This window comes from Actinomyces sp. ZJ308 (assembly GCF_011752065.1).
Taxonomy (GTDB): Bacteria; Actinomycetota; Actinomycetes; order Actinomycetales; family Actinomycetaceae; genus Actinomyces.
Window position 1 is genome coordinate 84,022 of record NZ_JAAIJY010000001.1, and the last position, 26,558, is coordinate 110,579.

A 26,558-nucleotide genomic window follows, 5' to 3' on the forward strand; every position below is an offset into this window, starting at 1 on the left:
TACCATCTCCTCCATGGCACGAACCGCGGATCATGATGCGCGCCGCCGACAGATGGCCCGGGCTGCGCGCGACGTCGCCCTGGATGAGGGGCTCTCCGGAGTCACGGTGGCCTCTGTGGCTCGCCGTGCCGGTGTGTCAGTCGGGCTGGTGCAGCACTACTTCTCGTCCAAGGGCGAGCTGATGCAGCGTGTCTTTGTCGATCTGCTGGCCGACGTCGATAGCCGTGTCGCCACGATCGTGGAGCAGGGGTAGGAGGAGGCCGCTTCCATACGCGAGATGGCTGTCCTCGGCCTGGCTGAGCTCCTCCCCCTGGACGCCGCAAGGATCCGTGAGTGCCAGGTGCGCCGGGAGTTCCACGCCTTGGCTGCGGGAGATGAGGGGATCGCAGCGGTTGCTCGGGATTCTGACCGCGCCTTTCGCGAAAGACTCACCGGCGTGGTCCGCAACGCCCAGCGGTGCGGGGAGGCTGCACCCGACGTGGAGCCTGACAGGGTTGCTCAGCGGATGTGGGTCACCGTCGTCGGAATCGGTGCCACGATGCTGCTCGACCCGAGTCTTTCCGGGATCGAGCTGCTGCAGGACGCAGTCGCAACCGCCTTCCCTCACCCCTGTGGGCGTCAGCGGTCCGTCAGATAGGTCTGCGCGCCGAGGTGCGCCGAGGTGCGACGACGTCCTCGGGCTCACGTCTCAGGCGTCCTCGGGCTCACGTCTCAGGTGAGTGGCGTCCTAGCGGTAGTTGACGAACTGAAGGGCGGCGTCGACGTCGAGGTTCTTGAGCAGGGCGATGGCCGTCTGGAGGTCGTCGCGGGACTTGGAGGTCACGCGGACCTCATCGCCCTGGATCGTGGCCTTGACGCTCTTGGGGCCCTCGTCGCGGATCGCCTTGGTGATCCTCTTGGCGACCTCCTGGGTGAGTCCTTCGCGCAGCGGGCAGACCAGGCGGTAGATCTTGCCCGAGGGGCGCGGCTCCTTGTCGCCCAGGTCCAGGGCCTTGAGTGAGACGCCGCGCCGGAAGAGCTTGGACTCCAGGACGTCCAGGATCGCCAGGACCCGCTCAGCCGAGTTGGCCTCCAGGGTGATGGTGTCGCCGGACAGGCTCACGGAGGCGTCGACGCCGCGGAAGTCGTAGCGCTGGGAGATCTCCTTGGCGCACTGGTTGACGGCGTTGTCCACCTCCTGGCGGTCGAGGCGGGAGACGACGTCGAAGGAGGAGTCGTTGGCCATGGCGGCAGTCCTTTCCGGGGTGGGACTTCAGTCGGGGCGAGTCTAGGCGGGTTGTTCTGTGAGGAGGGTCCTACGGGGGCGATTGGCGCAGCGCACCGCCGCCTTGCTATTCTTCCACGGCGCCAAGCGATGGCCGAGAGGCCGGAGCGCGGAGCCGAGGCGGGTTGCCCGAGCGGCCAATGGGAGCTGACTGTAAATCAGCCGCGTAATGCTACGGGGGTTCGAATCCCTCACCCGCCACGCTGATCACTCGTTGATCGCATCTCGCCCCCATCGGCGAGGCCCGCAGTGAGCGAAGCCACGGCGGACCGAATTGCCAGCGCGGTTCGGATCTGCCTACGATTCGGCTCGTTGCCCCGATAGCTCAGTCGGCAGAGCGTCTCCATGGTAAGGAGAAGGTCAAGGGTTCGATTCCCTTTCGGGGCTCTCGCAGCGGGGGCCACTGGCCCCCATTGTGTTCCTATGGCGAGGTAGCTCAGCTGGTTAGAGCGCACGACTCATAATCGTGAGGTCGAGGGTTCGAGTCCCTCCCCCGCTACGCAAGGTTTCGAGTACAGCGCACCCGTCGCATGCTCGAGGATCGACACGAGGAGACAAACGTGGCCAGCAAGTCCGCCGACGTTCGCCCCAAGATCACTCTGGCCTGCTCGGAGTGCAAGGAGCGGAACTACATCACCAAGAAGAACCGTCGGAACACCCCCGACCGTCTCAGCATCTCCAAGTTCTGCTCGCGCTGCGGCAAGCACACCGAGCACCGCGAGACCCGCTGAGCAGCGCGTTCCGATCTCGGGAGCAGCCACCTGCAACCGAGGAGCAGGCCCCGTCGGCATGATGTCGGCGGGGCTTCGTCGTGCCCGGGGGAGACCGCCTAGCATCGGTGACGTGAACGGTTCCAGCCCCTTAGACGACCTCGTTGAGCGGCTCGCAGCGGTCCTCTCCGGGATCCTTGCGACGGGGTCGTCCGCACCGTCAGGACCGCCAGAGCTCACCGGGATGGAGGCGGGTCGTCTCGCTCGGCGTGGGGCGGCGGCGGTTCTCCCCGCAGTCCTGGCCATGCAGCAGGTCCAGGAGCGGGTGCGGTCCCGTGGGACAGCCGCCGCCTGGGATGGTCTGCTGCACCGTCGCTGCCTCATGGAGCCGATCCCCTCGCGCGTTGATGGGGCCGAGCCGTCCTCCGGTGCCGGAGGGTGTACCGATGGGCCGGTGCTTCACCGGAACAGCCGCGCGGGCTGGGAGCTTCTCCGGGCGACGAGCGAGGTGGAGACGGGCGGGCAGTGCTGGCGGGTGACCCACGAGCTCGCCCGACGCGCCCCGGCGCCTCAGGTGACCGCGGCTCGGGCGGGGAAACTCACGGAGTCCGGGGCCGGATTTGATCCGCCGCCAAGCGCCCGCTTCTACCGGCTCACCCGCGGCGACATCGCCACCTGGGCGGAGGCCACTGGGGACGGCAATCCCATCCACCTCCTTGCCGGCAGAGCGGCCGAGGTCGGCCTGCGGGCCGGTCCCGACGACGTCGTGGCCCACGGACTTCTGCTCGGCGCACTCAGCCTCGCTCTCGACCAGTCTTCACCTGATCGGCGTATTTCCCTGAAATTCATTGGTTCTGCTGATGTTCCGGCTTCCCCTCGGGGTGGGGCGGCGCCCTGGGCGACGCTCGCTGCCGATCCCGACGGCGTTGTCGTCAGCAAGGGTCGTCGCATCGTTCTGCGACGCGGGCGATGACGCCCGGCCCATGCCGCTGGACAGTGACGGTTGCATGTGCTGATCGACCCCCTATCGCCCCGTGAGGAAAAAATGATTACCTGCTGGAGGGAATTCTGACGGGGATTCACTGTTGTCTCGACGGTGTCGAGATGAGAGGGTGGAAACGAATTGTCGACCCACTCCAATCATCGGTCAGTGGGGATGATAACGTGAAAAAGGTGGGTAATTACAATGTCAATCTGATGGATGTCAGGGTGACATGAAGACAGTGCGGAAATTCCTTTCAGGCAGGGTGCAGGTGTGCACTGACCCCCGTCTTATCAGCGAAAAGTAGGCCTGCGATCAGTGTCTTCGCAGTTGTCTGACGTTCTGAGTGACTGTACCGACATGCTGACGGTCTGACCGAGTGTGATAAAAAAGAAGTGGAGTTGCACTTGTATGAAAGCCCAAGGCAGTCGGCAAGTGAGCGCTTAAGGGTTCGCGACCTATCCGGGTCGGTGCTGAGAGGAGTCGATAAGGTGATTACCGCAGAACGGACGATGGTGGAGCCGACGACCTACACTGAGGACGTCGAGATGAAGTGGACTCAGAGCGATCAGGAAGCCGTCGAAGCCACCTACAGCCAGGAGTCGGCTGGGGCCGCCGGCCAGAGCGAGTGCGGCCAGGAGCCGGCCGGAACCTGTGGTCAGGCGCCTGCTCAGACCTGCGGCCAGAGCGACTCAGCGGCGCAGCCGGACGGCTTCCGCCGGCTCGATGAGATCGAGATGGACGCCTGGCGCTCCTTCCTGGCGGCCTCCACCTCCGTCACCGCCCGCCTCAACCGGGAGCTCGAGGCCGGCTGCGGCATCTCGATGCACGAGTACGAGATCCTGGTGCGCCTGTCCGAGGCGCCCGACCGCACCCTGCGCATGTCCACCCTCGCCGAGCACGTCTCCCACTCCCGCTCCCGCCTGACCCACACGGTGCGGCGCCTTGAGAACGTGGGGTACGTCGAGCGCAGCTCCTGCGACTCGGATCGCCGGGGCGTCAACTGCGCGCTGACCCAGGTGGGTCTCGACTTCCTGCGCGCGGCCGCGCCGGTGCACCTCGACGGCGTGCGCCGCCATGTCATCGACAGGCTCTCTCGTGAGCAGCAGGTCGCCCTGGCCGAGCTCATGACGGTCATCGCCCAGGCTCCGGACTCCTCGGGGGCCTCGGCGCCGTCGGCCTCCTCGGCCTCCTGACGCTGCGGGTCGGCCGTCCGCGGATCGGTGGGCGTCGTCAGTCGGTTCCACGGCCGGCCGGCGGCGTCCACAGATCCGTCCAACGCACCCCCAGGTCGGCCAGGAGACGGCGCAGCAAAGGCAGGGAGATGCCGACGACCCCGTGCGGGTCGCCGTCGATCCCCTCGATGAAGGCGCCTCCCAGACCGTCGATGGTGAAGGCGCCGGCGCACCACAGAGGCTCGCCGCTGGCGATGTAGGCCTCGACCTCGGCCCGGGAGGGGGAGCCGAAACGGATGGTGGCCGAGCTGACCCCCTCGGCGATGGCCCCGTCCGCGGTGCGCACCAGGAAGTGCCCCGTGTACAGAGTGCCGGTGCTCCCACTCATCATCCGCCAGCGCTCGCGGGCTTGCGCGGCATCGGCGGGCTTGCCGACGACCCGTCCCTCGATCTCCAGCATGGAGTCGCAGCCCACGACCACCTCGGCCTCCTGCGCGCCGGTGGAGTCCGCGACGTCGAGCGCCTTGGCCCGGGCCAGGGCCTGCACCTGCTCGGCTGCGCTGGGAGCCGTCAGGCCCGAGGTCCGACGCCGCTCGGTCAGCTCGCCGAGCACGGCGTCCTCATCGACCGAGGAGACCCGTACCAGCGGGTCGATACCGGCGGCTCGCAGGGTGGCCAGACGGCCCGATGACTTCGAAGCCAGGATAATCACGGAGCCACCCTATACGGCCCCGGCCGGCTAGGCTCGGCACATGAGCTCAGGCAGCAGCCCCTTCTCACGTCTTGTCACCGTCCCGGTCACCGGATCGACCCAGGATGATCTGCGCGGCGCCCTCACGGGGGGTGAGGCCGGCTCCTGGCCGCACCTGTCGGCCCTTCGAGCGCTGAGGCAGACCGCCGGCAGGGGACGATCCGGACGGGCCTGGGTCACCCCCGACGACGGCGCCCTGCTGGTCTCCGTGGTCCTGCGACCTCTTGTTCCGGCTGAGCGCCTGGCCTGGCTGCCGCTGCTGGCCGGCCTGGCCGTGCGAGACGCCCTGGAACCCTTCGTCGACGACCTTCCCTGGCGGTTGGGCACCAAGTGGCCCAACGACGTCGTCGCCGTTCCCGAGGACCCGTCAGCGGTCCCCGCGGTCCCCGGCTGGGCCGGCACCCGCAAGATCGCCGGTGTTCTCAGTGAGCTCGTCACCCCGGAGCCCAGCGAGAGCCGTGCCGCCCGGCGAGCCGCGCCCGACGAGGTGCCGGCCGGCCGCGATGAGGCCCCGATGGTCATCCTCGGCGTCGGTGTCAACATCGGCCAGGACGTCGATGACCTGCCGGTGGCCTGGGCGGGCTCGCTACGCACCCTCGGGGCGGCGGATACCGGTGGGGATGCAGCGCAGGCCGTCCTGACGGCGGTCGGCCGTCGGATGGCCGGGGTCCTGGAGCAGTGGGAGGCGGTGGGCGGTGACGTCGACGCCGGGGACGGGGGACTCGGGCGCCGTTTGCGCTCGGTGCTGACCACTCTGGGGCAGCGGGTCAGTGTCCAGGCTCCCGACGGCGAGCTCAGTGGACTGGCGCTCGACGTCACCCCCGCCCTGGTGCTGCGTACCCAGGAGCGCGACGTCGCGGTCCGCGCGGGGGACGTGACGCTCGTACGCGTCAAGGGCTGAGGCCTCACCGGTTGCTAAGCGATTGCTGTCCCGAGGAATGGATCGCCCGATGAGCATCCTCCTGTGATCTGCGCTACTCTGGCAGGGTGATATTAGACAGCCAAGCGAGCAAGGGGCGCGCAGCGGACTCACACGGGGTCCGGCAAGACGCCCAGCAGGAGGCTCACGCGGGTGCCCGACGTGTGGAAGGCGAGGCCGCCGCTGGGGCGGGCCCCGAGGACCGGACCACCGTGGCGGGGCACGAGCACCTGCTTCTGGGGGAGGCCCCCAGTCTCACCCTGAGCGAGATCGCCCAGCGAGCCGGAACCAGCCTGGAGATGGCGCAGAAGTTCTGGCGCGCCATGGGCTTCGCCGATGTCAAGCCCGATACGGTCCACTTCACTGAGCAGGACGCCGCCGCGCTGCAGGACACCGTGACGCTGCTCGATGAGACCAGTGACTCCTCCCTGGCCTCGGCCAGCGTGCTCGAGCTCCTGCGGGCCCAGTCCTACACGATGGACCGCCTGGTCCTGTGGGAGCTGGAAACCTTCGTCACCGACCTCAGCGAGCGCCTCGGCCTGGACGACACCTCGGCGAGGCTGGTCGCCCTGGACCGCATCGACAGTCTCGTGGACCTCCTGTCGCGTCAGCTGGCCTACGTGTGGCGCCGCCACATGGCCTCCATCCTGGGGCGCACCGACGCCGAGGTCTCCGCTCGGGGGCGCGAGGACACCGGCCCCGACCTCTACCCGCTCATCCGTTCCCTGGGCTTCGTCGACATCGTCTCCTTCACCCAGCGCGCCCAGGGCATGAGCAAGGCCGCCCTGACCCACATGCTCGAGGACTTCGAGAACACGGCCCGCGACGTCATCACCTCCCGGGGCGCCCGCGTGGTCAAGACGATCGGCGACGCCGTCATGTACATCTCCGACGACCTGCTCGTCGCCGCCGACGTCGTCACCGCCCTGGTCGACGAGCTCCAGAAGGGGCCGGACGCCATCCGGGTGAGAGCCAGTCTCGTCGAGGGGCGGGTCATCTCCCGCTCCGGGGACGTCTTCGGCCCCACCGTCAACCTGGCCTCACGGCTCGTGGACGCGGCCGAGCCCGGTGGGATCCGTCTGGATGAGTCCACCGCCATGGCCATCCTCCACTCGCCCCAGGCAGGCAGGTACCGCGTGGGGCAGTGCCATGAGGTCGTGGCCAAGGGGCTGGGGCAGATCGTGCCCTGGTCGTTGGAGAGGACCTCTCCGACCCGTCCCTGAGGCGATGGGACGGAGCAGGACTGCCGTTATCATCTCGTTATTATTTGGTCTCGAAGCTCCTGGGACGTCGCGCCGGGATTGCGGTTTGCCGCCGTATCTCCTGGCAAACATATTCCGCTCGCGGGGGTGCGGCGGGCCCAGTCCCGCGGTACTGGTCACGGCTCGGTATCTTCTCCGCCCCTGGGACGATGGCGGGTTGTTGCGTCGTCGCCTAACATCGCGGATGTGACAACTGTTCTGCTCGTCGAAGACGACCCCGCTATCTCCGAGCCCCTCGCCCGCGCCTTCGGGCGTGAGGGCTACGCGGTCCTTACTCACGGCACCGGAAAGGGCGCCCTTGAGGAGATCTCGGCCGCTGACATCATCGTCCTGGACCTGGGACTGCCAGACATCGATGGTCTGGACGTGGCCCGTCAGGTGCGTGCCCAGGGGCTGACGATCCCGATCCTCATGCTCACCGCTCGCAGCGAGGACTCCGACCTCGTCGTCGGCCTGGACGCCGGGGCCGACGACTACGTCACCAAGCCGTTCCGCCTGGCCGAGCTGCTGGCCCGGGTGCGGGCGCAGGTCCGCCGCGCCTCGGGGGAGGCCACCGAGGACGAGCTGAGCGCCGGAGAGATCCGGGTCGACGTCGCGGCCCACCGGGCCTTCGTCGGCTCGCGCGAGCTGCAGCTGACGACCCGTGAGTTCGAGCTGCTGCGCGTCCTCGTACGCGCCGGCGGCGAGGTCGCCTCCGGTGAGGACATCCTCAAGGAGGTCTGGGGCGAGGACCCCACCGGCAGCCCCCAGACCCTTCAGATGCACGCCACCTGGCTGCGCCGCAAGCTTGGCGATGATGAGGAGCGGCCCACGCTCCTGCTGGCCCAGGAGGACGGCTACCGGCTGGCCATCGGCTGAGCCCGCTGACCGGGACGGCCCCTGGGCGCCGCCGGGCCCTGGAGCCGCCCCGGAGAACTGATCGCGTCTGAAGGAGGACGGCCATGCGTCGCTACGCCATGACGATGACCATGGCAGCGGTGTCCGTGGCCATCCTCCTGCTGGGGCTGCCGCTGGGCGGCGCCTGGATCGCCAGCGCGCTGCGCACCGCCGGAGGCGGGAACCGGGTCACCATCATCGGCACGGTCATCCTCACGGTCCTGGTCCTGACCGTCACTGCGCTCACGGCGGCCTCCGTCGTCGCCTCCCGGGCGGCCAGGCGCATCTCCGCGCCCCTCATCTACCTGGCGGCCGAGGCCGAGCAGCTCGGCAGCGGCCAGGTGCGCCCGCGGCTGCGATCCTCGGGGATCGAGGAGATCGACCTGGTCCAGGCCGAGCTCGTGCGCTCGGCGGAGCGGGTGGCCGGGCGCATCGCCGCCGAGCGCCAGTTCGCCTCCGACGCCTCGCACCAGCTGCGCACGCCGCTGACCAGCCTGTCCCTGCGCCTGGAGGAGATCGAGCTGCTCGCCGGTGAGGAGGAGGTGCGCGCCGAGGCCCACGCCTGCCTGGAGCAGGTCGAGCGCCTCACCGGCGTCGTCGAGGATCTGCTCAAGGTCTCACGCCGGACCGGTGGCGGAACCACCGAGGCGCTCCACCTCAAGGACATCTTCGCCCAGCAGCGAGAGGAGTGGGAGCCCGCCTTCGAGCAGGCCGGGCGCACCATCACCTTCCGCGACGAGATCAGGCACCCGGTCCTGGCCACGCCCGGCTCGCTGGCCCAGGTGCTGGCCACCGTCGTCGAGAACTCACTGCGCTACGGGGACGGGACGACCTCGGTGAGTGTGCGCAGCGCCAACGGCGGACACGCGGTCTTCATCGATATCGCCGACGAGGGCGAAGGGGTGGATGAGGACATCGCCCCGCACGTCTTCGAGCGGCACGTCTCCGGCTACGGCTCCACCGGTGTCGGGCTGGCGCTGGCCAAGGACCTCGTCGAGGCCGACGGCGGCCGCATCGAGCTGTCCCAGCGCAAGCCGGCCGTCTTCTCCATCCTGCTCAACGCGGTCCCCAAGTCCCTGGACCCCAACAACGTCCTGCCACAAGGCGCCCTCGTCTCCGTGGGCCGGCGGCGTCGCATCTGAGCGCCACGAGAACAACGCGCGGACGCACCTTAGGGCTTGAGAACTGATGGTGTGGGATCAGTCCGCGAGCTCTATGGTGCGTCCGAGGGAGAGGAGCGGATGGGGAGGCGCGGTCAGGACTTCTGACGGCGGGACTTGATGAGCTTCGAGACGGCGGAGATGAGCATCGGCGCCACCGAGACGAAGACGATGAGCAGGATCATCGCGTCGATGTTCTCCCGGATCCAGTCGAAGGAGCCCAGGAAGTAGCCCAACCAGGTGATCCCGAAGGCCCAGAAGGTGGCGCCCAGGACGTTGAAGGTGATGAAGTGGCGGTAGTGCATCTTCCCCACGCCGGCGATGACCGGGGTGAAGGTGCGCACGATCGGCACGAACTGGGCCAGAGTGACGGCCTTGCCTCCATGGCGCTCGAAGAAGTCGGAGGTGCGGTCCACGTACTCCTGCTTGAACAGGCGCGAGTCGGGCTTGTTGAAGATTGCGGGGCCGGCCTTGCGGCCAATGAGGTAGCCGGTCTGGTTGCCGGCAATGGCGGCCAGCCACACCAGGGGCGCCGCCACCCAGATGTGCACGCCGACGGCACCGGTCCCTACGAACATCCCCAGAGTGAAGAGCAGGGAGTCGCCGGGCAGGAAGAAACCGACGAGCAGGCCGGTCTCGGCGAAGATGACGAGCATGACGCCGACGATGGCCCAGGGGCCGAACCACTCGACGATCGTTGTAATGAGGTTGGCGGCGTCGAGCCACTTAGGGCCGAGCATCGGGGCGTGGGCGGCGGGGAGGGCGGCGGGCAGATTCAGTGCCGGGGCCAAGGCGGTCAGGGCAGTCACCGTGCAAGGCTAAGCGGTGTCCGCGTGGCCGTGCCGTGAGAGTGGTCCCCTCCGGGCTGTGGAATCGGGCACCCTCGGTCGGTATGTCAGAGCGCTCCGGTCCGCGTCGGTCCGGCCCAGGTTCGGCTCAGGGGCGAACCGCGGCCGGGACCTGGGGGTCGACGTCGTCATCGACCCGCTCAGGGATGTCACTGCGGGCGCCGGAGCCGTCGGTGTCATCGGCGACGTGGGGGCCTTCGTCGTCGGCGCCGCGGTCCTTGTGGCCGGTGAAGACGATGTAGTGGTAGAAGACGAAGCGGAAGGCGGTTCCCAACCCGAAGCCGACGACGTAGGCCGCGATGTTGTCCGCCAAGGGCGAGGTCAGCCCCAGCACGTGGTGGGTGAAGAGCAGGCAGAACTGGGTGATGGCGATTCCACCCAGGTTGGCCAGGACGAACAGGGTGGCCTCGCGGGCGACGTTCTTCTGGGTACGGCCCCGGTAGGTCCAGTAGCGGTTCGCCAGCCAGGAGAAGACGGTCGCGATCGAGGAGGCCAGGAGCTGGGCGGAGTTCGGGTGGCCGGAGAGGAACCCTACGGGACCGTGCTGGAACAGGTTGAACAGGCCGACGTCGATCACGTAGGCAAGAGCGCCCACCATGCCGAACTGCATGAACTCCTTGATGATGGCGATGAGCCGCTGCGTCAAGGAGCTGCTGGAGGAACGCGTCATGATCGGCATCCTATGCCGGTCTCTGTCAGGTCATGCAAGCCGAGACCGGTCACGGCACCCACTGAATGCTGATGCTGCCGAAGTCCCAGACCCAGGAGACCCACACCAGCTGGCCGACGACGCAGGCGGCCAGGAGCGCCAGCCGCCGACGGGTGGTGCCCGCTGTGGCGGCCAGCGCCCAGCCCGCCGGAGCCAGGGGCAGCAGCAGGCGCAGCACCGACGTCGTCGGGTCGAAGAAGGCCAGCAGGTAGAGCAGGTATCCCAGGCACCAGAACCAGGCCGCCGGCCCCAGGGCGCGCAGGCTCGGGGCGCTCAGCACCAGGCCCACGGCGACCAGCACGACGGCGAGCAGGACCGGCCCCAGGTGCGGGCCAACCCAGTCGCCCAGTCGGGTCAGCCACGGGGCGAAGGGAGCCAGGTCGGCGCCGCGCCAGGAGGTCTCAGTGGCCGTGTAGGCGTCCTGCCTGCCCGTGGTCAGCCAGGCGATCGCCGGCCAGGTCAGGGCCGCCGCGCAGGTGACCAGCGCCAGCGTCAGCAGCCGCCAGCGCCCGCTCGCACTGAGAGGATCGCGCCCCGGCAGGAGGCGGGAGAACCAGGCGGTCGGGAGCCATCCTCGGGCGCAGGCCACCTCCCAGGCCCACCACAGGCCCAGCGCAGCGCCCAGGGGCACGCCGACGGGGCGGGCGAAGCAGGCCGCCAGCGCCAGGGGGATCGCCGTGAGCGCCCGCCCGCGACTCGCCAGCCACAGCGTCAGCCCCACCAGTACCAGCCCCAGGGACTCGGCGTAGGGGACCTGGAGGACCGCCGCGCACGGTGAGGACCAGACCAGGGCCACCGCCCACAGGGAGCTGCGACGCCCCGCCAGCGGCGAGAGCCAGCGGTCCATGACAAGGGCCGCGCCCGCCGAGGCCAGGATCGACACGATTGCCGCGCGCACGTAGAAGGACCAGCCTGTCCAGGCCAGCAGCGAGGCCAGACCGCTCAGCAGCGGCATGAAGGCCCAGGCGTTCTGTACGACCCGCCCGTCGGCGCCGACCGGCAACCGGTCGGGGTATCCCTCCTCGACGATCCGGTTGTACCAGCCGGCGTCCCAGAAGCTCATGTGCTCCTGCCAGGACGGCGCGGCACCGCCCCACGGGGTGGCCGGTGTGTCCTGGGCGCCCAGCCGCAGGATGAGGAAGGTCAGGGTGCTCGCCGCGGCCCAGACCGCCAGGACCTGGACAGGGCGGGGCAGGCGCGAGAACGCCGAGAACGCGCTGTGCGACGACGGCGATGACGGCGATGACGGCGAGAACGGTTGTGGAGCGGTGCTCGGGAGGGGGGCCTGCTGGGGAGCCGAGGAGTCTGAGGCGGGTGGAGTCACGGCCTCCAGCCTACGGTCTCGCGCCCCGCCTGCGATGAGGGCGGGCGGCGGGCGGGTAGCCTTGGAGACGTGAGCGCACCCATTGTTGCCGTGATCGGAGGCGGCCAGCTGGCCCGCATGATGCAGGAGGAGGCCAGCGCCCTGGGCATCCACCTGAGGGCCCTGGTGGAGGCCGCTGACGGCTCCACCGGTCAGGTGACCCCTGACGCCCCCGTCGGGGCTGCCGACGATGAGGCGGCCGTGCGCGCCGTCGTCACCGGTGACGGTACCGAGACGCCCGGTGGCGGGCCGGCCGCGGTTGTCACCTTCGAGCACGAGCATCAGGACGCCGCCCTTCTGGAGCGTCTTCAGAGCGAGGGCGTCAGCGTCCAGCCCACGCCTCAGGCCCTCGAGCTGGCCCGAGACAAGCTGGCCATGCGCCGGGCCATGAGCGAGGCCGGGCTTCCTCAGCCCGCCTGGGTCGAGGTCGGCGGGCCGCAGCAGGAGACCGTCGAGCAGATGGCCGACGCCGTGGAGGCCTTCGCCGGCGAGCACGGCTGGCCCGTGGTGCTCAAGACACCGCGCGGCGGCTACGACGGCCACGGTGTCCTGCTCGTGCGCAGCGCCGAGTCCCTGCACGAGGGGGAGGCGGCCGCGTGGATCGCCTCGGTGGCCCGGGCACGCGCCGGTCGGACTGACGGTCAGGGGGCCGGCGGGGGAGGCAGTCTCGGCGGGGCCGCGGTGACCAGCCTCCTGGTGGAGCAGGCCGTCCCGTTCACCCGGGAGCTGGCCGTTCTGCTGGCGCGCAGCCCCAGTGGGCGGGTCGCGGTGTGGCCGGTGGCCCAGACGGTCCAGGAGGACGGCATGTGCGCCGAGGTCCTGGCTCCGGCGCCGGGGCTCGACTCGGTCGCCGTCGAGGAGGCCGAGCTCATCGGCCGGGCGGTGGCGGAGCGCGCCGGGGTGACCGGGGTGCTCGCCGTCGAGCTCTTCGCCGTCGAGACCTTCGGGGAGCCCACGCGGCTGTACGTCAACGAGCTGGCGATGCGCCCGCACAACTCCGGCCACTGGACCCAGGACGGCGCCGTCACCAGCCAGTTCGCCCAGCACCTGCGGGCGGTGCTCGACCTGCCGCTGGGCGCCACCGATGCGACGGCGCCCACCACCGTCATGGTCAACCTCATCGGTGGCCGGCACGAGCCCGGCGCCGACGCCCTGGCCCGGGCCATGGCCGCCCAGCCGGACGCGCGGATCCACCTCTACGGCAAGCAGTGGCGACCCGGGCGCAAGCTCGGGCACGTCACCATGACGGTCGGTCCCGATCAGGAGGTCGCCGACGTCGTCGAGCAGGCGCGCGGCGTCGTCGCCATCCTGCGCGGGGACGCCTGAGTCGGACGCACCAGCACACAGCATCGGGAGACAGGAGAGAATCATGAGCGAGGGCAGCGCAATGAAGGCAGGTACGACCCGGCCGGCGGTCGGCATCGTCATGGGCTCGGACTCGGACTGGCCGGTCATGGGCGCCGCCGCCGAGGTGCTCGACGAGTTCGGCGTGGCCTATGAGGCCGACGTCGTCTCCGCCCACCGCATGCCCACCGAGATGATCGACTACGGGCGCGCCGCCGCTGGGCGGGGGCTACGGGTCATCATCGCCGGCGCCGGGGGAGCGGCGCACCTGCCCGGGATGCTGGCGGCCGTCACCGAGCTGCCCGTCATCGGGGTCCCGGTGCCGCTGAAGTACCTCGACGGGATGGACTCCCTGCTTTCCATCGTGCAGATGCCGGCCGGGGTGCCGGTGGCCACCGTCTCCATCGGCGGGGCGCGCAACGCCGGGCTGCTGGCGGTGCGGATCCTCGCCTCCGGCCAGGGGGAGGAGGCCTCCCGCCTGGCCGCCGCGATGCGCGACTTCCAGAAGGACCTGGGTGAGGTGGCCCATGCCAAGGGCGCCGCTCTGCGCGAGCGCCTGCAGAGTTGATGATCAACCGACCGCGCGAAGGAGTGTCCGGCTGCATGGTTGCCGTATTCCTCGGTCTGCGGTGAGCGCGTCAGTCCTTCGGTGTCCACAGAAATGACATTGGAAGGATCCCGGCGCGCGAGGGGCGGGAAGATCGTTGGAATCGCGCCGATCCGCCGGATCGATTCTGTGGGCTGGGGGTCCAATGTCATTCCTGTGGACACCCCGGCGACGTGACGCGGGCCTCCTGTGGTTCCAGTGTGCACGGGTTTACAGGAGTGCGGGGGCCGTGCGAGGAGCTCGCGGACGCGTTGATCTCAAAGTTCGTTTCTGTTCGGTTCTGGGTGATCGTGTGTAGACTGGCGGCATGAGTATTCTCGTTGCTGGAGGCGCCGGCTACATCGGCGCGCACGTGGTCCGACTTCTCCTCGAGCGCGGGGAGGAGGTCGTCGTCGTCGACGACCTCTCCTACGGGACGCCGGAGCGGGTCAGGGGTGCCGCCCTGGTCGAGCTCGACGTCGCCGACGGCCGGGCCCTCGAGGCCCTCGCCGAGGTCATGAGCTCGCGCGGCGTCACCGCCGTCATCCACTTCGCCGCCCGCAAGCAGGTGGGCGAGTCCGTCGAGCGCCCGGCCTGGTACTACCAGCAGAACGTGGGCGGCCTGGCGAACATGCTGCTGGCCATGGAGAGAGCCGGCGTCAACCAGATGATCTTCTCCTCCTCGGCGGCCGTCTACGGCATGCCCCCGGTGGAGGTCGTGCCCGAGGACATCGACTGCCACCCCATCAACCCCTACGGCGAGACCAAGCTCATCGGCGAGTGGATGATGACCGACGCCGAGAAGGCCTGGGGGCTGCGCTGGGCCGGCCTGCGCTACTTCAACGTCGCCGGCGCCGGCTGGGACGATCTCGGCGACATGGCCACCCTCAACCTCATTCCCATGGTCCTCGACCGCCTCTCGAAGGGGGAGACCCCCAAGATCTTCGGCACCGACTACCCGACCCCCGACGGCACCTGCGTGCGCGACTACATTCACGTCAAGGACCTCGCCGTCGCCCATATCGCCGCCCTGGACTACCTGGCCGGCGGCCAGGAGATGGCCGAGCACGTCTTCAACGTCGGCACCGGCCAGGGCTCCTCGGTGCGGGACGTGGTCTCCAAGGTGATCGCCGCCACCGGCCTGGACCTGGAGCCCGAGGAGCTGGCCCGCCGCGCCGGTGACCCGCCCCAGCTCATCGGCAACGCCACCCGTATCGGCGAGGTCCTGGGCTGGAAGGCCGAGCACGATCTGGATGACATCGTCTCCTCCTCCTACACCTCCTGGCAGGCTGACCCCAACCGGCCCCACTTCGGCTGAGCGGGCTCACCCGCCCGGACCGGAGATCCACGCCGGCGGGCCGGCATCTCGATCGTGAGGTGCCGGCCCGCCCGCGTGCGCCGCGTGCCCGGCTCGTCAGGCCTGGTTGAAGTCGGCCGCCGTCAGCTTCCCGTCGCGCAGCTTGGAGAAGAAGCTCGGCGCGGTCGTGTCCTCAAGCAGCACCGCCTCACCGATATCGGCGTCGTCGGATACGTAGGCGGTGTCCTCGATGGGCGGGGCGCCGGTCAGACCGCCGCCCGAGGCCGAGCGGAAGGCCAGCACCATCCTGGCGATGCTCATGGTGCCGGCGCTCTCGTCCACGGTCAGCGCGTTGGTGCCGGCGTCGACCAGCGCGTCCTGCCGGGAGAAGGAGACGGCGGTGTACGGCGAGGCGGCCTTGGACACCACTGCGGAGATGACGGCCCGCTGTCGCAGGCCGCGCCCGACGTCACCGGTCGGGTCCGACTTGCGCATCCGGGAGTAGGCCAGCGCCTTCGTCCCGTCCACGGTCTGGCACTCGCCCTGGGAGGTGTCCCAGACCATCCCCGAGTCCTCGTCGGCGACATCGGACGACCAGCACAGCTCAACCCCGCCGACGGCGTCGACCATCTCCGAGACGCCGGTCATGCCGACCTCCACATAGTGGTCCACCGTCAGCCCGGAGAGCTGCTCCGCGGTCTGAACCAGCAGCTTGGGACCGCCGAAGGAGTAGGCCGCGTTGATCTTGTTCTCCCCGTACTCGGGGATGTCCACGAAGGTGTCGCGCGGCAGGGAGGTCAGGCTCGTCTGCCCGTTCTCCGCTCGGTGCAGCAGCATGACGGAGTCGGCGCGGGCGCCCTCGGTGTCGTCCTGAATGACACCGCCGCGCGCATCCGACCCGACGATGAGCCAGGTCTCGCCCGGTGTGTCCGCGGCTCCGGACAGGGCATCGACTCGGTGGAGCTGGGAGGAGACGTCGTTCCACAGCCAGGCGACCCGGGCCGCGATGAGCGCCAGGACGACGACGATGACAACGATCGTCCAGCGCAGGATCCGGCGCCAGCTCGGCCGGCGACGCTTGGGACTCCGGGGCGGCTCGGGCTCCAGCGCGGGCCGCCCCGGAACCGGGTCCTGCGGGGACTGAAGGGCCTGAGCGCCCACAGGGTAGGTGCCGCGCCGGGCGGGCATCGCCTGAGTGCGCTCGGGCCCGGCGGCGGCACTGCGGCCGTCGGCCCCCTGCTCCAGAGGCACCGCACTGGACCCGGCCCGGGCGTGACTACCACGTTGAGATGGTGCCCCGGCTCGGCGTGGCTGAACCGAGGGGGGCTGCTGGGCCTCCTGTGACTCCTTCTGCGGTGCCTGCTGAGAGGAGGCCGATTCACCGTTCCGACGCCCCAGGACCGAGTGCCGCTGGGGCTGAGAGGCGGGGGCCGACGAGGTCGGGCGTCGTGGGGAGCCGCCGGCGGGGTCGGAAGCGGCGCCGGCCTCACCCCGGGGTGCCTCCCCGCGCTCGCGGCTGCGCTGGTTGACGGCGTCGATGGGACGCTGCCGTCGCTGGGGCCTGCCCCCGCCGGAGCCGGGGGTGATCGAGGGCGGGAGCGAGTCGTCTGTCGGGGTCACGCCTACGATTCTGCCTCAGGCGGGGCAGGTCTGAGCATTCGGTTTCGCGGCGGGCTGCTGGGAGGAGGAGCCCGTCTGAGGCGCCTGTGTCTGGGGCGACTGCGTCGTTGCCTCGGTGTCCTCGGCCCCCTCGGGGGTCTCCTCCGAGGCGGCGGAGTCGTCCGTGGCGGTGCCCGTCTCCGTCGTGGCCGGCGCCGTGGCGTCGGCGGGGACGGGCTTGTCATCCTTGAGCGCCTTCCATACCGTCTTGGCGTTCTCGGTGGGGATGACGCGGTTCTCGTCGGCCGCCGACTCGTTGGGCATGGTGATGAAGTTGATCTTGTCCATGCCGACGCCCTGGACGGAGTAGGCCAGACCCGACAGGTTGCCGATCTGGCCGATGTGCTCCGAGGTGGTGAGCGTCTCCAGGGTGCTGGTCAGGAAGCCGGACTGGGTGAGCACGTTGGAGGACAGCGCCTTGGAGGCCATGGCGTTCATGAGCTTCTGCTGACGGGAGATGCGGGAGATGTCCGAGCCGTCGCCGACGCCGTGGCGGACACGGGCGTACTGCAGGGCGGTCTGACCGTCCAGTTTCTGGCAGCCCTCGTCGAGCTGCAGACCGGTGTACTCGGAGTCGTCGATGGCCTCGTCCACCTGCACGTGCACTCCTCCGAGGGAGTCGACCACCTTGGACAGCCCGTTGAAGTCGACGACGACGAAGTCGTCAATGCGGATGCCCGTCATCTTCTCCACGGTCTTGAGGGTGCAGGTCGCTCCTGAGGCCACGGCCTTCTTGTCGTTGCCGGTGCCGGCCCCGTTAGCGAAGGCGGAGTTGAACTGGCCGTCCTCCTCGGCACCGGTGGTCTCACCATCGAGGCTCGTGCACTCGGGGATGTCCACCAGCGTGTCGCGGGGGATGGAGACGGCGTCAACACGCTTGCGATCGGCGGAGATGTGCATGACCAGCGCCGTGTCGGAGCGGGCCACGGAGACCTCGTCACTGCCCTCGGAACCGTCCACGTTGTTGTCCCCGGAACGGGAGTCGGTGCCCAGGACCAGCAGGTTGACGGCCCGGCCGTCGTAGCTGTCCGGCGGCTTGGTGCCGGGCCGGTCCTCCTCGGAGAGGATGCTGTCGACGTTGAACCACGCGATCCTCGACTGGATGTTGTGCCATGCGAAGCCCGCGGCCGAGACGACGAACAGCGTCACCGCCAGGACGCTGAACCCCGCTCGGCGGGCCAGGCGGCGTCCGAGTTCTTTGGAGGAGTGCCGCGCGCGCGGCTTACTGAACTGAGGCACAGGAGCGATGATAGGGAATCACTGGGGAGATCTATATGGGCCTTCCTACACCTGTCGCATGAGATTCGCCCTGAGAGGGGTGAGGCCTCTCACGTCGGTCACAGCGATAGGCTCTTTCCGTGACCAATGTTGTGGAACCCACGCCAACCCTTGCCTCAAGTGCTCCCGGCGGCCCTCCGGATCCGGTAGACGAGCCCTCCGTCCCCCAGGTCGTCCCCCCTCCTGAGCGAAGGGCCGACGGCGGACCGGTTGGTGAGAACAGCCAACCGGACAGCATGTCGGAACGGTCCTCGCAGGGGGCACCGGTCTCCGAGGCTCCCGACGATCAGAGCGTGCGGGTGGTGACGGTGGCCTTCAACCCCGGCGGGGAGCTGGAGCGGTTCCTGGAATCCCTGGCCACGGCGACGGCGCGCCGGCTCACCGTCGTCATCGCGGACAACGGGACCGAGCACGACGTCGTCACCGCCGCGGCCGAGCGCCACGGCGCCCGCGTCGTCGGCGACGGGACCAATCTCGGTTACGGTGCCGGTGCCAACCTGGCGGCCGCCGACCTTCAGGAGGACTGGGTCGTGGTGGCCAACCCCGACCTCGTCTGGCGGCCGGGCAGCCTCGACGCCCTCATCGACGCGGGCCTGGCCAACCCGGCGGCCGGCTGCCTCGGACCGCTGCTGCTCAACACCGACGGCACCGTCTACCCCTCCGGGCGCGCTCTGCCCTTGCTGGTCAAGGGCGCCGGTCATGCGGTCCTGGGCAAGGTGTGGCCGAGCAACCCCTTCTCCGCCGCCTATCACACCGCCGGCCGGTCGGGCTCGGGCGGGTCGCGGACGGTGGGCTGGCTCTCCGGAGCCTGTCTGCTGCTGCCGGCGGCCGCCTGGAGGCGCCTGGGGGGATTCGACGACGACTACTTCATGTTCTTCGAGGACGTGGATCTCGGCGAGCGGGTCGGCAGGGCCGGCTGGCTCAATGTGCAGGTCTACGACTCCGTCGTCATCCACGAGCAGGGGGCGAGCTGGAAGGCCCGCCCCGAGAGGATGATCCGCGCCCACCACGCCTCGGCCCGCCACTACCTGTCCGGTGTCTACGACGCGCCGTGGCAGGCACCGGTGCGCTGGGTGCTCTCCGGCGGGCTGCGCCTGCGCGAGGAGCTTGAGGTCCGGGCCTCACGGCGCTGACGGGGTGGGGGCTTGCTACCGGCTTATCGCTCGTGAGGCGCCTCGCGCTCAGGGGTGAGCCTGGCCGCGGCGGGCGGCTCGGGGGCCTCATCCAGGGCGATGCGCCGGGCCAGGTGCGTGATCTGACGCTCGCGTGCGCCGTTGCGGCGGAAGGAGGACAGGATCTGCGCCAGGAAGGCGATGGCCAGGGCGTACAGCAGCAGGTCCGCGCCTCGCCCGACCCCCACCCGGTGCGCGATCGAGGTCGTCACCGAGGGGAAGGCGATGGTGAAGATGGCGAAGGCCACGAAGGCCAGGGTCGCCAGCCGACGTCCGGCTTGATGACGGGCGCCCCCGGGGGTGCGCAGCATCATCCAGCCCACGGCCGCCACTGCCACGATGAGGGCGGCCTGGATGAAGAACTGGCGGTTGGTGGTCGGAGCGACCTGGGTGGCGATCTGATGAATCATGAGTCTGTGCCTTCCGTGCCGGGCTCAGGCGAGAGTGCTCAGGAGAAGAGCAGGTCGACCAGGATGTTGACCGAGTTCCACAGGGACTGACCCTTGGAGCGGGAGTAGTCCGTGTAGACGATGTGCACCGGGAACTCGCGCCAGGGCAGCCCGGTGGCGCCGATCTGGCGGATGATCTCGCTGGCGTGGGCCATTCGGTTCTGCTTGAGGTCGAGGCGCGCCAGGACGTCGCGGCGGATGACCCGCAGGCCGTTGTGGGCGTCGGTCAGCCGCATGCCGGAGGTGCGGGAGCTGACCGCCGCTGCCGTGCGCAGCACGAGCCGCTTGAGCCAGCCCACCGGGGAGGGACCCTCCAGGAACCGCGATCCGAGCACGACGGCGAGCCCCTCCTCGCGCGCCGCGGCGACCATGGCGGCGGCGTCGGTCGGGGAGTGCTGGCCGTCGGCGTCGAAGGTGACGACGTAGTCGGCGTTCGTCTTCTCCAGGACGTAGGAGAAGCCCGTCTGCAGCGCCGCGCCCTGACCGAGGTTGACCGGGTGGCGCACGACGATGCCTCCCGCGGCGGCCGCCTCCCGGGCCGAGTCGTCCTTCGAGCCGTCGTCGACGACGACGACGTAGGGGAAGATCTCGCGGGCCCGGGAGATGACCTCGCGTACGACGGTCGCCTCGTTGTACAGGGGGATGACGAGCCAGGTGTCGGTGACCCGGGGCACCGGGGCGGACTCGTCGGCCCGTGTCACGTTGGAGGTAGTCACCGATGCATTCTCGCACGCGATGACTGGGCTCCGTCCGGCGTGTGACGTCCCGGACCTCCGGGCCCGGGTGGGGTAGGTCTCGTTCGGGTCACGTCCCGGCGTCGTCTGAGACCGGCGCGTCCCCTAGGATGGGGCCGGTCGTGCAGCGCCCGCCGCCCCGGCGACCGGAGTGGCACGGCCCCGGCAACCAGCAGGTTGACCGGCCTTACTCGACCGTCAGGGCGGCCCGGGCCGTCCGCACAGGAGTCGCCGTGGCCACTCGAATCGCCCCGTCAGCCGACGTCTCCGAGGACGCCACCCTCGGAGAGGGCACCAGCATCTGGCACCTCGCCCAGGTTCGCGAGCACGCCGTCCTCGGCCGGGACTGCATCGTGGGCCGCGGCGCCTACATCGGTGAGGGCGTGGTCATGGGGGACAGCTGCAAGGTGCAGAACTACGCCCTCGTCTACGAGCCCGCCCGACTGGCCGACGGCGTCTTCATCGGCCCGGCGGTCACGCTGACCAACGACCACTTCCCCCGGGCCGTCAACCCCGACGGCACGCGCAAGTCCGCCGACGACTGGGAGCCCGTGGGGGTCACCATCGACGAGGGCGCCTCGATCGGAGCCCGCGCGGTGTGCGTCGCCCCCGTCCACGTCGGCGCCTGGGCCACGGTCGCCGCCGGCGCCGTCGTCACCAGGGACGTCCCCGCCCACGCCCTGGTCGCCGGGGTCCCCGCCCGCCGCATCGGCTGGGTCGGGCGCGCCGGTGAGCCGCTCACCCCCACCGATCCCGGTCCTGACGGCGTCCAGCGCTGGCGCTGCCCCGTCACCGGGGCCCTGTACCAAGAATCCGGCACCGGGGCCGACGCCGAGTCGGGCCCCGAGTCCATCACCATCCGAGAGGTCACCCACTGATGTCACGCGAGTTCATTCCCGCCGCCAAGCCGATCATCGGGCAGGAGGAGCGCGACGCCGTCGACGCCGTCCTCGCCTCCGGCATGGTCGTCCAGGGGCCCCAGGTCAAGGCCTTCGAGGAGGAGTTCTCCGCCCAGGTCGTCGACGGCGTCGAGTGCGTGGCCGTCAACTCCGGCACCTCGGCCCAGCACGTGGCCACCCTGGCCAGCGAGCTGGCAGAGCGCGCCGGGGCCGCCCCGGAGGTGATCGTCCCCTCCTTCACCTTCGCCGCCACCGGCAACTCGGTGGCCATCAGCGGTGCCGTCCCGGTCTTCGCCGACATCGACCCGGTGACCTTCACCCTGGACCCCGCCAGTGTCGAGGCCTCCATCACCGAGCGCACGGCGGCCATCGAGGTGGTCCACCTCTACGGGCTGCCCGCCAACATGCCCCAGATCCTCGACATCGCCGAGCGCCACGGCCTGGCCGTCTTCGAGGACTGCGCCCAGGCGCACGGCGCCGCCATCGACGGCAGGCCGGTGGGCACCTTCGGCGCCTGGGGCTCCTTCTCCTTCTACCCCACCAAGAACATGACCAGCCTCGAGGGCGGCATGATCACGACCGCCGACGCCGAGCTGGCCCGCCGCTGCCGCCTCATCCGCAACCAGGGCATGGAGCAGCAGTACGCCAACGAGCTGGTGGGCCTCAACAACCGCATGACGGACGTGGCCGCCGCCGTCGGGCGCGTCCAGCTCGCCAGGCTGGCCGACTGGACCACCGCCCGCCAGGCCAACGCCGCCCGCCTCAACGCCGAGCTGGCGGGCGTGGAGGGCGTCGTCACCCCCGACGTCCCCGAGGGGTACACGCACGTCTACCACCAGTACACGATCCGCCTGGAGGGGGCCGCGGCCGCCGAGCGCGACGCCGTCCAGGCGGCCCTGCGCGAGGAGTGGCAGGTGGGCAGCGGCGTCTACTACCCCATCCCCAACCACCGCCTGGCCTCCCTGGCCCACTACGCCGAGGGCCTTGAGCTGCCCGGGACCGAGAAGGCCGCCCGCGAGTGCCTCTCCCTGCCGGTCCACCCCTCGCTGAGCGAGGCCGACCTGGAGCGCATCGGCCAGGCCGTGGCCGCCACCGTCAAGGCGGGTGCCTGACATGTGCGAGAACGTCGCCCTCGACGGCCTGGCCACGACCACAGGCCTGCCCGGTGCCCACTACCTGCCGGACAAGGGCACGGCCGAGACCCCCCTGCGCGTGGGCCTCATCGGCCTGGGCTCCATGGGGCGCCACCACGCCCGGGTCATCCGCGCCACCGAGGGCATGGAGCTCGTGGCCGTGGCCGACCCCGGCGGTGACCGCTTCGGCGTGGCCGGTGAGCTGCCGGTCCTGCCGGACGTCCACGCCCTCATCGACGCCGGGCTCGATGCCGCCATGGTGGCCGTGCCCACCGTCTACCACGAGGACGTCGCCCTGGCCCTGGCCGAGGCGGGCGTGCACACCATGGTGGAGAAGCCCATCGCTCACGACGCCGCCGCGGGTCGTCGCGTGGCCGCCGCCTTCGCCGAGCGCGGGCTCGTGGGCGCCGTCGGCTACGTGGAGCGCTGCAACCCCGCCCTGCGGGCGCTTCGCGAGCGCCTCGACGCCGGTGAGCTCGGCGAGGTCTACCAGGTCCTCACCCGCCGCCAGGGCCCCTTCCCGGCCCGCATCAGCGACGTCGGCGTCGTCAAGGACCTGGCCACCCACGACATCGACCTGACCTCCTGGGTGGCCGGCGCCCGCTACACCTCCGTGGCCGCGCAGGTCACCCACCGCTCCGGCCGCCAGACCGAGGACATGATGGTGGCCACCGGCCTGCTGGAGGGCGGCATCGTCGTCAGCCACCAGGTGAACTGGCTCACCCCCTTCAAGGAGCGCATCACGATCGTCACCGGTGAGAAGGGCGCCTTCGTGGCCGACACCCTCACCGGCGACCTCACTTTCCACGCCAACGGCACCGTGGCCTCCACCTGGGACCAGGTCGCCGTCTTCCGGGGCGTCAGCGAGGGCGACGTCATCCGCTACGCGATCCCCAAGCGCGAGCCGCTGGCCCTGGAGCAGGAGAGCTTCCGTGACGCCGTGCGCGGCGTGGCCCAGCGCCACGTCACCATGGCCGAGGGCGTGGCCACGCTCGACGTCGTCGAGGCGGTCCTGACCTCGGCGAGCGAGAACCGGACGGTCGAGCTCTGAACCGCTCGGCCGCACCGGTCGGACCCGTGGCGGGGGCGCTCGCCCGGGTCCGCTCGGTCATGGACTCCTCACCGTTCCTGCGCCATGTCCTGACACTGGTGACGGGCACGGCGGTGGCCCAGGGCGTCACCTTCCTCATGAAGATCGTCCTGGCCCGGGTCTACACCCCCCACGACATGGGGCTGCTGGGCACCTACATCTCGGTGGCCTCGATCCTGGTGGCGGTCGCCGCGCTGCGCTACGACATGGCGATCATGCTGCCCAAGCGGGAGTCCGAGGCGCTGAGCGTGGCCCGTCTGGGCATGGTGTGCCTGACGGTGGTCTCGCTGCTGGCCACGGTCCTGTCCTTCCCGCTCAACGGTGTCATCACCCGGCAGTGGGGGCACGAGGTGGCCCTGTGGATGCCGATGGTGGGGCTGACCACCTTCCTCATGTCCGGCGTGGAGCTGTTCAAGTACTGGTTCAACCGTAACAGCGACTACCGCACGATCGCGGTCAACCAGGCCGAGCAGCAGATCGGCCTGACCGGCGGCCAGTTCATCCTGGGGGTCGCGGGCCTGGGCGGAATGCCCGGGCTGGTGCTCGGGCACACGGCGGGCCAGCTCTTCGCCTTCGCCAACCTGGGACGCCAGGCCAAGGCCCTGTGGCGCCGGCTTCCCGAGGGCGCGCCCTCCCTGCGCTGGGTGGCCCGCCGCTACCGGCGCATGCCCCTGCTCAACGGTCCCAACGCCCTGGGGGACGCGCTGCGGACCAACGGCATCGCCCTGCTCATCTCGGGCTACTCGGTCTCCTCCCTGGGGCAGTTCCAGATGGCGTGGGGGGTTCTCGACGCCCCGCTCATCCTCATCAACGGCGCCGTGGCCAGGGTCTTCTTCCAGAAGCTCTCCACGATCGAGCCCGGGCAGATGCGTCCACTGGTCCGGGTCACCATCAGGCGGGCGGTGCTCATCGGGATCGTTCCCTTCGCGCTCATCTACGTGCTCTCGCCGTGGATCTTCCCGCTGCTGTTCGGCTCGCAGTGGGCCGAGTCCGGGAGCTTCGCCCGCGCGCTGACCCCCTGGCTGTTCATGATGCTCATCACCTCGCCGATCTCGAATCTCTTCATCGTCACCGAGCACCAGGACTGGATGCTGGGGTTCAACGTCTTCTACACCGCGCTTCCCCTGGCCTGGCTGTACTGGTCCCCGCTGGACCTGCTGGCCACCTGCTACGTCCTGGGCGCCATGATGGCCGGACTGCTGGTGGCCAACACCGCTCTGGCCGACCACGCCGCCAAGCAGTTCGACGCCGGCAAGCGCGTGGGCAGCTTCCAGGAGGCGAAGAACCGGGAGAACCGGGAGGGACGCACGAGCCAGGAGGACGGGCAGGAGGGGGCTGCGTCGTCGGCCGTCTCCGGAGGAGTGGAAGACGACGCGGGCTGAGGACACCTCGGGCACACTGGTTGCGGGTCGTAGCGCCCACTTGCGACCGGACCCGCCGAACCGGAAGGAAGAGCGAGAGATGACGTCCACCACGCCCCGCAGGTCCGAGACGGAGCCGACTGGTGCGCCTGCCGGTCGGGGTGGCCGGCAGGGGCCACGCAGCCTGCTCCTGCTCACCGACTTCTACCCCTACGAGGTGGGGGAGGAGTTCCTCGAGCAGGAGATCGAGACGCTGTGCGCCGCCTACGACGAGGTCGTCGTCGTCCCGGTGCGCCTGAGCGAGGGGGCTCGCCGGACCCGTGAGCTGCCGGCCAACGCCCGCTGCGCCCTGCTCCCGCCCTCCCGCCTGCCGGACTGGCGCTTCCACGCGGTCCTGCGCGCCCCGCAGATCCTGCTGGGCCGCGAGCGGATGGTGGAGACGCCGCCGTGGAGGAGCTTCGGGCGCTTCGGGATGGATGTGCGCTTCGCGGCGATCGCCCTGAGCGCCTACAGCCGGATGCGTCGGCTCCTGCCGGGCCTCGGTCTGGAGCGGTCCGGACACCTGACCATCTACTCCTACTGGTTCTTCACCGGGGCTGCGCTGGGCGGGATGCTGCGGCGCCGCGAGCTGGCGGGACGTCGGGTCAAGGTCGTCTCCCGGGCGCACGCCTACGACGTCGACGAGGACGACGCGCCGCGCGGATACGTTCCCTCGCGCCGCTTCGTCATGCGGGCGGTGGACAAGGTCTACCCGATCTCACGGTACGCGGCCGGCTTCCTGCGCCGCCGCTTCCCGAGTGCGGGCAACATCGAGGTGCGCCGCCTGGGCGTGCCGGCAGCCCCGCGCCACGAGCGGCGCCGGACCGATCCCTTCCAGCTCGTCTCCTGCTCCCACATGGCCCCCTACAAGCGGGTCCACCTCATCGTGGAGGCCGTCGCCGAGCTGGAGCGGCGCGGCCGGAGGGTCACCTGGACCCACGTCGGCGAGTTCGACGCCGAGCGCCTGGCCGCCATGCGGGCGCGGGCCGAGGAGCAGATCGCCTCCACCCCGGTCACCTTCACCGGGCACCTGACCAATGCCGAGGTCCGTGAGCTCTACGCCACCACGGACTTCTCCTGCTTCCTCAACTGCTCCGACGGCGAGGGCGTGCCGGTGGCCGTCATGGAGGCCCAGGCCGCAGGGCTGCCGGTGGTGGCCACGGCCGCCGGGGGTACCGGGGAGATCGTCCACGACCGTGAGAACGGTCGGCTCATTCCGGTGGAGACGACCGCCGAGCAGATCGCCGACGCCATCGAGTCCGTCATGGACCTCAGCGATGAGGAGTATGCGGCCATGAGCCAGGACGCGCACTCCACCTGGGCCCAGATGTCCGACGCCCAGCGCCAGTACCGCGAGTTCGTCGACGGCCTCATCGCCCTTGAGGACTGAATTCAGGGCGATTTCAATAGTTGAATCAGCAGGTGATGCCTGTTGATTCGGCGGTGTCGTTCTGCTGGTTGAATCCTGGTAGTCCGGCATGTCCGGAAGATATACTGT

26 protein-coding genes and 3 tRNA genes are annotated in these 26,558 nt (G+C 70.0%); 20 read left to right on the forward strand and 9 right to left on the reverse strand.

The features are described 5' to 3' along the window. Positions 1-13: 13 nt before the first annotated feature. Positions 14-253, forward strand: a complete 240-nt coding sequence (locus HCR68_RS00350; RefSeq protein ID WP_167145120.1) for a TetR family transcriptional regulator — start codon at positions 14-16, stop codon at positions 251-253. Between the two features lie 474 nt (positions 254-727). Here the strand turns inward: HCR68_RS00350 and HCR68_RS00360 are convergent, their stop codons facing one another. After that, on the reverse strand, positions 728-1,225 hold the full coding sequence (locus HCR68_RS00360; protein WP_167145123.1) for a YajQ family cyclic di-GMP-binding protein: 498 nt from the start codon (positions 1,223-1,225) through the stop codon (positions 728-730). A 158-nt stretch (positions 1,226-1,383) separates the two neighbouring features. Here HCR68_RS00360 and HCR68_RS00365 point away from each other — a divergent pair. The 6 genes from HCR68_RS00365 to HCR68_RS00390 all read left to right on the forward strand — a co-directional run bounded on the left by HCR68_RS00365 (position 1,384) and on the right by HCR68_RS00390 (position 4,152). Beyond that, a tRNA-Tyr gene (locus tag HCR68_RS00365) sits at positions 1,384-1,465 on the forward strand. A 113-nt stretch (positions 1,466-1,578) separates the two neighbouring features. Beyond that, positions 1,579-1,651: transfer RNA gene (locus tag HCR68_RS00370), tRNA-Thr, on the forward strand. A 38-nt stretch (positions 1,652-1,689) separates the two neighbouring features. Next, positions 1,690-1,763: transfer RNA gene (locus tag HCR68_RS00375), tRNA-Met, on the forward strand. A gap of 31 nt (positions 1,764-1,794) precedes the next feature. Further along, the gene (gene rpmG, locus HCR68_RS00380) at positions 1,795-1,995 is read left to right on the forward strand and encodes a 50S ribosomal protein L33 (protein ID WP_197722278.1); all 201 of its coding nucleotides are present in this window, start codon (positions 1,795-1,797) and stop codon (positions 1,993-1,995) included. Between the two features lie 112 nt (positions 1,996-2,107). After that, on the forward strand, positions 2,108-2,947 hold the full coding sequence (locus HCR68_RS00385; RefSeq protein ID WP_243858828.1) for a MaoC/PaaZ C-terminal domain-containing protein: 840 nt from the start codon (positions 2,108-2,110) through the stop codon (positions 2,945-2,947). 500 nt (positions 2,948-3,447) lie between these two features. After that, positions 3,448-4,152 carry a MarR family transcriptional regulator gene (locus tag HCR68_RS00390; RefSeq protein ID WP_167145125.1) on the forward strand — a complete coding sequence of 235 codons (705 nt, stop codon included), beginning with the start codon at positions 3,448-3,450 and terminating at the stop codon, positions 4,150-4,152. 37 nt (positions 4,153-4,189) lie between these two features. Here the strand turns inward: HCR68_RS00390 and HCR68_RS00395 are convergent, their stop codons facing one another. Then, positions 4,190-4,843 carry a Maf family protein gene (locus HCR68_RS00395; protein ID WP_167145127.1) on the reverse strand — a complete coding sequence of 218 codons (654 nt, stop codon included), beginning with the start codon at positions 4,841-4,843 and terminating at the stop codon, positions 4,190-4,192. Between the two features lie 40 nt (positions 4,844-4,883). On the opposite strand from HCR68_RS00395, the gene HCR68_RS00400 reads away from it, so the two are divergent. The 4 genes from HCR68_RS00400 to HCR68_RS00415 all read left to right on the forward strand — a co-directional run bounded on the left by HCR68_RS00400 (position 4,884) and on the right by HCR68_RS00415 (position 9,081). Next, positions 4,884-5,783 (forward strand): biotin--[acetyl-CoA-carboxylase] ligase, encoded by a 900-nt coding sequence (locus tag HCR68_RS00400; RefSeq protein WP_167145129.1) that lies wholly within the window; start codon positions 4,884-4,886, stop codon positions 5,781-5,783. A gap of 182 nt (positions 5,784-5,965) precedes the next feature. Continuing rightward, positions 5,966-7,024 carry an adenylate/guanylate cyclase domain-containing protein gene (locus HCR68_RS00405; protein ID WP_167145131.1) on the forward strand — a complete coding sequence of 353 codons (1,059 nt, stop codon included), beginning with the start codon at positions 5,966-5,968 and terminating at the stop codon, positions 7,022-7,024. A gap of 225 nt (positions 7,025-7,249) precedes the next feature. Continuing rightward, entirely contained in the window at positions 7,250-7,921 is a 672-nt protein-coding gene (locus HCR68_RS00410; RefSeq protein ID WP_167145133.1) for a response regulator transcription factor, read from the forward strand. An 83-nt stretch (positions 7,922-8,004) separates the two neighbouring features. Continuing rightward, positions 8,005-9,081, forward strand: coding sequence for a HAMP domain-containing sensor histidine kinase (locus HCR68_RS00415; RefSeq protein WP_167145135.1), 1,077 nt, complete (start codon positions 8,005-8,007; stop codon positions 9,079-9,081). A gap of 113 nt (positions 9,082-9,194) precedes the next feature. On the opposite strand, the gene HCR68_RS00420 is transcribed toward HCR68_RS00415, so the two are convergent. From HCR68_RS00420 to HCR68_RS00430, 3 genes are all read right to left on the reverse strand, one after another. Beyond that, the gene (locus HCR68_RS00420; RefSeq protein ID WP_167145137.1) at positions 9,195-9,908 is read right to left on the reverse strand and encodes a VTT domain-containing protein; all 714 of its coding nucleotides are present in this window, start codon (positions 9,906-9,908) and stop codon (positions 9,195-9,197) included. A gap of 127 nt (positions 9,909-10,035) precedes the next feature. Then, on the reverse strand, positions 10,036-10,626 hold the full coding sequence (locus HCR68_RS00425) for a GtrA family protein (protein WP_167145139.1): 591 nt from the start codon (positions 10,624-10,626) through the stop codon (positions 10,036-10,038). Between the two features lie 40 nt (positions 10,627-10,666). After that, positions 10,667-11,851: a hypothetical protein gene (locus HCR68_RS00430; RefSeq protein ID WP_243858843.1), complete on the reverse strand. Its 1,185-nt coding sequence runs from the start codon at positions 11,849-11,851 to the stop codon at positions 10,667-10,669. A gap of 198 nt (positions 11,852-12,049) precedes the next feature. On the opposite strand from HCR68_RS00430, the gene HCR68_RS00435 reads away from it, so the two are divergent. From HCR68_RS00435 to galE, 3 genes are all read left to right on the forward strand, one after another. Further along, the gene (locus HCR68_RS00435; protein ID WP_167145143.1) at positions 12,050-13,345 is read left to right on the forward strand and encodes an ATP-grasp domain-containing protein; all 1,296 of its coding nucleotides are present in this window, start codon (positions 12,050-12,052) and stop codon (positions 13,343-13,345) included. Between the two features lie 43 nt (positions 13,346-13,388). Continuing rightward, positions 13,389-13,931 (forward strand): 5-(carboxyamino)imidazole ribonucleotide mutase, encoded by a 543-nt coding sequence (gene purE / locus HCR68_RS00440; protein WP_167145145.1) that lies wholly within the window; start codon positions 13,389-13,391, stop codon positions 13,929-13,931. A 346-nt stretch (positions 13,932-14,277) separates the two neighbouring features. Continuing rightward, positions 14,278-15,267 (forward strand): UDP-glucose 4-epimerase GalE, encoded by a 990-nt coding sequence (gene galE, locus HCR68_RS00445; protein ID WP_167145147.1) that lies wholly within the window; start codon positions 14,278-14,280, stop codon positions 15,265-15,267. Positions 15,268-15,363: 96 nt separating this feature from the next. On the opposite strand, the gene HCR68_RS00450 is transcribed toward galE, so the two are convergent. Next, the gene (locus tag HCR68_RS00450) at positions 15,364-16,866 is read right to left on the reverse strand and encodes an LCP family protein (RefSeq protein WP_243858829.1); all 1,503 of its coding nucleotides are present in this window, start codon (positions 16,864-16,866) and stop codon (positions 15,364-15,366) included. 15 nt (positions 16,867-16,881) lie between these two features. After that, positions 16,882-18,144: an LCP family protein gene (locus HCR68_RS00455; RefSeq protein WP_167145148.1), complete on the reverse strand. Its 1,263-nt coding sequence runs from the start codon at positions 18,142-18,144 to the stop codon at positions 16,882-16,884. Between the two features lie 275 nt (positions 18,145-18,419). On the opposite strand from HCR68_RS00455, the gene HCR68_RS00460 reads away from it, so the two are divergent. Next, a complete protein-coding gene (locus tag HCR68_RS00460) occupies positions 18,420-19,316 on the forward strand; it encodes a glycosyltransferase family 2 protein (RefSeq protein WP_167145150.1) in 897 nt (298 codons plus the stop codon). Positions 19,317-19,339: 23 nt separating this feature from the next. Here the strand turns inward: HCR68_RS00460 and HCR68_RS00465 are convergent, their stop codons facing one another. Next, positions 19,340-19,765 carry a DUF2304 domain-containing protein gene (locus HCR68_RS00465; protein WP_167145152.1) on the reverse strand — a complete coding sequence of 142 codons (426 nt, stop codon included), beginning with the start codon at positions 19,763-19,765 and terminating at the stop codon, positions 19,340-19,342. A 38-nt stretch (positions 19,766-19,803) separates the two neighbouring features. Beyond that, a complete protein-coding gene (locus HCR68_RS00470) occupies positions 19,804-20,520 on the reverse strand; it encodes a glycosyltransferase family 2 protein (protein WP_167145154.1) in 717 nt (238 codons plus the stop codon). A gap of 251 nt (positions 20,521-20,771) precedes the next feature. Here HCR68_RS00470 and HCR68_RS00475 point away from each other — a divergent pair, with 251 nt between their 5' ends. From HCR68_RS00475 to HCR68_RS00495, 5 genes are all read left to right on the forward strand, one after another. Then, positions 20,772-21,416, forward strand: coding sequence for an acyltransferase (locus tag HCR68_RS00475; RefSeq protein ID WP_167145156.1), 645 nt, complete (start codon positions 20,772-20,774; stop codon positions 21,414-21,416). Further along, positions 21,416-22,549: a DegT/DnrJ/EryC1/StrS family aminotransferase gene (locus HCR68_RS00480; protein ID WP_167145157.1), complete on the forward strand. Its 1,134-nt coding sequence runs from the start codon at positions 21,416-21,418 to the stop codon at positions 22,547-22,549. The genes HCR68_RS00475 and HCR68_RS00480 overlap by 1 nt, the downstream gene beginning before the upstream one ends. A gap of 1 nt (position 22,550) precedes the next feature. After that, on the forward strand, positions 22,551-23,621 hold the full coding sequence (locus HCR68_RS00485; protein ID WP_167145159.1) for a Gfo/Idh/MocA family oxidoreductase: 1,071 nt from the start codon (positions 22,551-22,553) through the stop codon (positions 23,619-23,621). Positions 23,622-23,680: 59 nt separating this feature from the next. Continuing rightward, positions 23,681-25,042: an oligosaccharide flippase family protein gene (locus HCR68_RS00490; protein ID WP_167145161.1), complete on the forward strand. Its 1,362-nt coding sequence runs from the start codon at positions 23,681-23,683 to the stop codon at positions 25,040-25,042. Positions 25,043-25,121: 79 nt separating this feature from the next. Beyond that, entirely contained in the window at positions 25,122-26,450 is a 1,329-nt protein-coding gene (locus HCR68_RS00495) for a glycosyltransferase (protein WP_167145163.1), read from the forward strand. The last annotated feature ends 108 nt before the right edge of the window (positions 26,451-26,558 follow it).

Coding starts and splice junctions, on each gene's coding strand:
- HCR68_RS00350 (WP_167145120.1), top strand. CDS start 14: ATGGCACGAACCGCGGATCATGATGCGCGCCGCCGACAGATGGCCCGG.
- HCR68_RS00360 (WP_167145123.1), bottom strand. CDS start 1,225: ATGGCCAACGACTCCTCCTTCGACGTCGTCTCCCGCCTCGACCGCCAG.
- rpmG (WP_197722278.1), top strand. CDS start 1,795: ATGCTCGAGGATCGACACGAGGAGACAAACGTGGCCAGCAAGTCCGCC.
- HCR68_RS00400 (WP_167145129.1), top strand. CDS start 4,884: ATGAGCTCAGGCAGCAGCCCCTTCTCACGTCTTGTCACCGTCCCGGTC.
- HCR68_RS00415 (WP_167145135.1), top strand. CDS start 8,005: ATGCGTCGCTACGCCATGACGATGACCATGGCAGCGGTGTCCGTGGCC.
- HCR68_RS00425 (WP_167145139.1), bottom strand. CDS start 10,626: ATGCCGATCATGACGCGTTCCTCCAGCAGCTCCTTGACGCAGCGGCTC.
- purE (WP_167145145.1), top strand. CDS start 13,389: ATGAGCGAGGGCAGCGCAATGAAGGCAGGTACGACCCGGCCGGCGGTC.
- galE (WP_167145147.1), top strand. CDS start 14,278: ATGAGTATTCTCGTTGCTGGAGGCGCCGGCTACATCGGCGCGCACGTG.
- HCR68_RS00460 (WP_167145150.1), top strand. CDS start 18,420: ATGTCGGAACGGTCCTCGCAGGGGGCACCGGTCTCCGAGGCTCCCGAC.
- HCR68_RS00465 (WP_167145152.1), bottom strand. CDS start 19,765: ATGATTCATCAGATCGCCACCCAGGTCGCTCCGACCACCAACCGCCAG.
- HCR68_RS00480 (WP_167145157.1), top strand. CDS start 21,416: ATGTCACGCGAGTTCATTCCCGCCGCCAAGCCGATCATCGGGCAGGAG.
- HCR68_RS00485 (WP_167145159.1), top strand. CDS start 22,551: ATGTGCGAGAACGTCGCCCTCGACGGCCTGGCCACGACCACAGGCCTG.
- HCR68_RS00490 (WP_167145161.1), top strand. CDS start 23,681: ATGGACTCCTCACCGTTCCTGCGCCATGTCCTGACACTGGTGACGGGC.
- HCR68_RS00495 (WP_167145163.1), top strand. CDS start 25,122: ATGACGTCCACCACGCCCCGCAGGTCCGAGACGGAGCCGACTGGTGCG.